Origin of the sequence: Aureispira sp. CCB-QB1 (genome assembly GCF_000724545.1) — a bacterium.
GTDB lineage: Bacteria > Bacteroidota > Bacteroidia > Chitinophagales > Saprospiraceae > Aureispira.
Genome location: NZ_JHBV01000164.1, coordinates 1 through 3,930, shown reverse-complemented (window position 1 = coordinate 3,930; position 3,930 = coordinate 1). Strand labels below are relative to the sequence as shown.

Here is a 3,930-nt window from a genome sequence, read left to right as displayed (position 1 = left end):
GTTGATTCTTGGTATTCCTGTGTATATTTTAAAGTTTCTACGACCTTGTAAGTAAGGTGTTGCCTGTCCTGTATTGGTAACAGAATTGTACTTTTGATACTCGTTATGAGCATAAGCAACCACACAGAAATAATAAGGCTTGTGATTGATCAAATCTTTTTCTCCCTCTGCAAATTGGTCTTCTACTACTTTAAATGTATGTTTGATACCTTTGTTCGTACCCTCCACCATTATTCTAGGCACTTGGACTACTAAGCCTAAATCATTATCGGTAAATTCTTCCCAATTCGCGATTTTAGAAACATTATCATTTACATCCGTTTGGAAAATTAAACGTGCTTTTGTCTCATCGTCCAACTCTGTTACAGAAAGGTTCGGATCATTTACTTGGTATACTTTATATCCTTGGAAAGTATACGTTGTATCCAATGGTGCAAAAGGTCTAAGTTCTGCTGGAGACTCTTCGTAGCCCAATTTGTAGTTATTCTGCTCTGCTGAGTAGTATAAATTCAAGACCAACTCTTCGTTCATTTCGATGACATCAATATGTGGAGCATCAGGACCATCTGTAATTTTAAAACAGTTGTCAAATAAGTTCTGTGCCAATACATCTGCACTCACTAAAGATTCTAAGGCAGGACAGGGATAATCTGGGATACTTGGCACCCATACTACTCCTGAAATCATTTCATTGGTAGCTCCTGGTTTCAAGACAAATGGTCCTGAGGTATGTAAAAAAGCTTGATCTAACCCTGATAAGCTTTCGCTACACATCGACCATACTCCAGCACCGCTTTCATTTGGAAATGATGGAAACACATAACGTGTTGGCGCTGCTCCTATATTATTGGGGTTGTACCCATCCCCTCCTGCTGTAATTGGAGTTCCATTGGGCCAGTAGCCTGAAATCAAACGATAGTACCCTACAGCACTAGATGGAATTCCTTTGGGATCTGTTGTACTAATGATATGATACTGAAAAGAAGACAACCCAAGTTGATTTCCAGCAGAATCTAAAGGTCCTCTAAAATAATCTACTCCCAACGCAGGAATATCGGTACCATACCCAGCCAAACCTGCACAGGGATTATCATCATTGGCATCTGCATTATAAACATAGCCCATTCCTGTTAAAGTATCACAACCAATATAATCATCTGATCGACAACCCAAGTCAGGGTCAGTCCATAGAGAGAAGTACGTATCATTCAAAGACAGTTTGTTTCTATTTAGTAGCTTATAACGATAAAAAGTTTGGTTGTTGATTGCATCTGTTGTCCGATAGGCAAAAGCCATTGCTTGAATTTCCATTTTCATGGCTTGTCCACTTGTCTGTGTATGCAAGTTACCATTATCATTATACACCCACCAAGTCATTTGATCCGCATAAACTGGATTGTTGTAGTCAGCACTTTCACAACCTGACACTTCAATAATGGGATGGTCTCCTTGATAAGGATCATAGATACCATCACCATCATAATCCACAAATGGCGCCAATTCTTGATTGTAATCACGAATATCAAACCCATGTATTGTCAAGAAATGTGGATTCCCTTTTGCAGGCCATCCTAATAGTCCTCTTGAAGGGGTGTTTTGTACACCTGGATTTAATGGATCTAAGTTATCCGCCCTTAAAGCAGTAATATCGTCGCCCAACACCGTAAAATGCAAATCCCAGCGCTCACAGTCTATTTTTTCGATGGTTCCCAAATCAGGGTTCAAAGGTCCTGTCCAATAGTCATTTCCACTACCTCGATAGGTTTGAGCTGCCAAGATTAAGTTGCCACCATCATCATAAGCTCCTAACCAAATTGCTCCAGAATAGAGCGATACAATTTCAGGTTCTCCTGATGTAGGATCTACATTGGGAACTACATATTGAGGTTGCGTTCCATCCCACCACATATCTCCTCCCGCTCTTAGTCGAGCACGAACATTATTAATAGCTAAATCAGTTTGGGCACGAGACTCCGTACAACTGGATCGATAAGCAGGGGTATTCGGTTCCGTTCTATTGGTATGAGGTCCTTTTTGTGCACAGAGTGTACTCAAAGTCAATATATAAACGCTGCTAAAAGCAGTCCAGAAAATATTTTTTTTCATTGTTATATTCTTATGTAATGAGAGAATAAAATAATTGAGGGGAAATTTTTTAGATACAGAACATGCGAACATAGCAGTATAAAAGCACAAAACGCTCTTTCCCTAGACTTTGGGAAGAGCGTTTTATATATTTCATAACCAGAGCTAAAGCTCTTCTTATTTAGATTCCAATTCTTACACTAACAGCATGTGAACCAGCAAATTCTTTTGTTAACTCAAAGCCATAATCAAAAGCGATTTTTCTTGAAGATCCTTTTTTGAAAGGAATTTGAACAGAAAGTCCTGCTGTAAAACCATTACTAATAGTTCCTGCATTACCTGTATCAAACATCAATCCTTCGTATCTAAAGGCAGCTCTAAGCATCAACATCTCACGGAATGCATATTCCAAACCTAGACCATACTGGTCACGAGCAAATGAGTTGGCTGTGAACATTGCATTAACAGATAAACGATTCGTTTTTCCTTGTCTTGAGTCTGTTTCTCCAGGAAACCAAAAATCATAAGATGCTCCAATGTGTAACAAAGAAGGTAATTCAAATGCTGCCACACGTTCTTCTACTGTCAATGGAGTAGAACCATTTGGCGCAACACCAACAAAAGCAAGTCCATCTCCTTGAAACTTCATTTTAGTACCAATATTGCGTAGTGCTAAACCGAATTTGATTTGCTTATTTTTACCAGTTACATATTGAACTCCTGCATCAAATGCAACTCCCATTGCAGAAGCATTTGTCAATGATTCAGATACAACACGAACTGCTAAACCTACAGATATTTTTTCATTCCCTTCCTTATCTCTAAAAATATGGCTATAACCAACACCAATATTGAAAAAAGAAGGACTAAAAGTAGTAATTCCTTGAGGTTGACTCGTTGTTGTTAGAGGAATATCACCAAAATTCATGGACATTAATGTAAGACCAACAGCACCATTCTTCCCAATTTTCTGTCCCAATCCCCCAGCAGTCATACTCAAACCAGTACCTACCATATATTGAGTATGCGAAACAATTACCTCTGTATTGCTGTATTGACGACCAATTCCAGCTGGATTAAAGCGCATCGCTTCTACGCCTGTTACACTAGATACTACGAGACCGTTTAGTCCTGCTGATCTAGCCCAAGGATTTAATAATAGTTCATAAGCACCTGCCTCCCCTTGTCTATCAGGGTTTCCAGCAAAAGTTGCTTCTGGAGTTACTAAAATACCCAGTAAGAATATAGCGATGATAGATTTAAGTCTATTCATTGTTTTATATTTTTTTAGATTAGCTGTGAGCTGTAAAAAGTACAGCTCACAGCGTATATTTTGTACCAGTTAAGATATTACAAACGTTGAGCATCAAATGCTCGATTGATGATAAAGCTTTTTAATACTTTAGATCCTACTCCTTCCACTTTGACATGGATCAAGTAAACACCTCCAGCTACAGGAACTCCCGAGTAATTTTTCAAATCCCAATTGATAGATGTTGTGATTTGGTCATCTGCATCTGGACCATTGGTTCCCAATCCTACTCTTGCAATTCCATTTCTTGCACCTCCTGATTCTAATGTATTTTTATACTCTTGAGCTACTTTAAACTCTTTTACAAATCGTCCATCCAATGAGTAAATACGGATGTCACATTTTGCAGGAATGTTGGTTATCTTAACTACATTATCCGTCTCTTTTACCTCGTAATCTGAATAAGCATAGTATGGATTCGGTACTACTCGCATCAAATCTAATGCACTCGTGGCTTTTTCTGTATCCTCTTTCGTTGGTTGCAAGCCATCCAAGCTAAATTCATACAATGGATAACCCAAGTTCTCATACGT

At 38.6% G+C, this 3,930-nt stretch carries 1 protein-coding gene and 2 pseudogenes; all 3 read right to left on the bottom strand.

Translation table 11 applies throughout. From position 1 onward, the window contains the following. A pseudogene (locus tag CG11_RS28805) lies at positions 1-2,106 on the bottom strand (hypothetical protein); the annotation flags it as partial. A gap of 160 nt (positions 2,107-2,266) precedes the next feature. After that, on the bottom strand, positions 2,267-3,358 hold the full coding sequence (locus tag CG11_RS28800) for a PorV/PorQ family protein (RefSeq protein ID WP_052600366.1): 1,092 nt from the start codon (positions 3,356-3,358) through the stop codon (positions 2,267-2,269). A 77-nt stretch (positions 3,359-3,435) separates the two neighbouring features. Then, positions 3,436-3,930: pseudogene (locus CG11_RS30745) on the bottom strand (hypothetical protein); the annotation flags it as partial.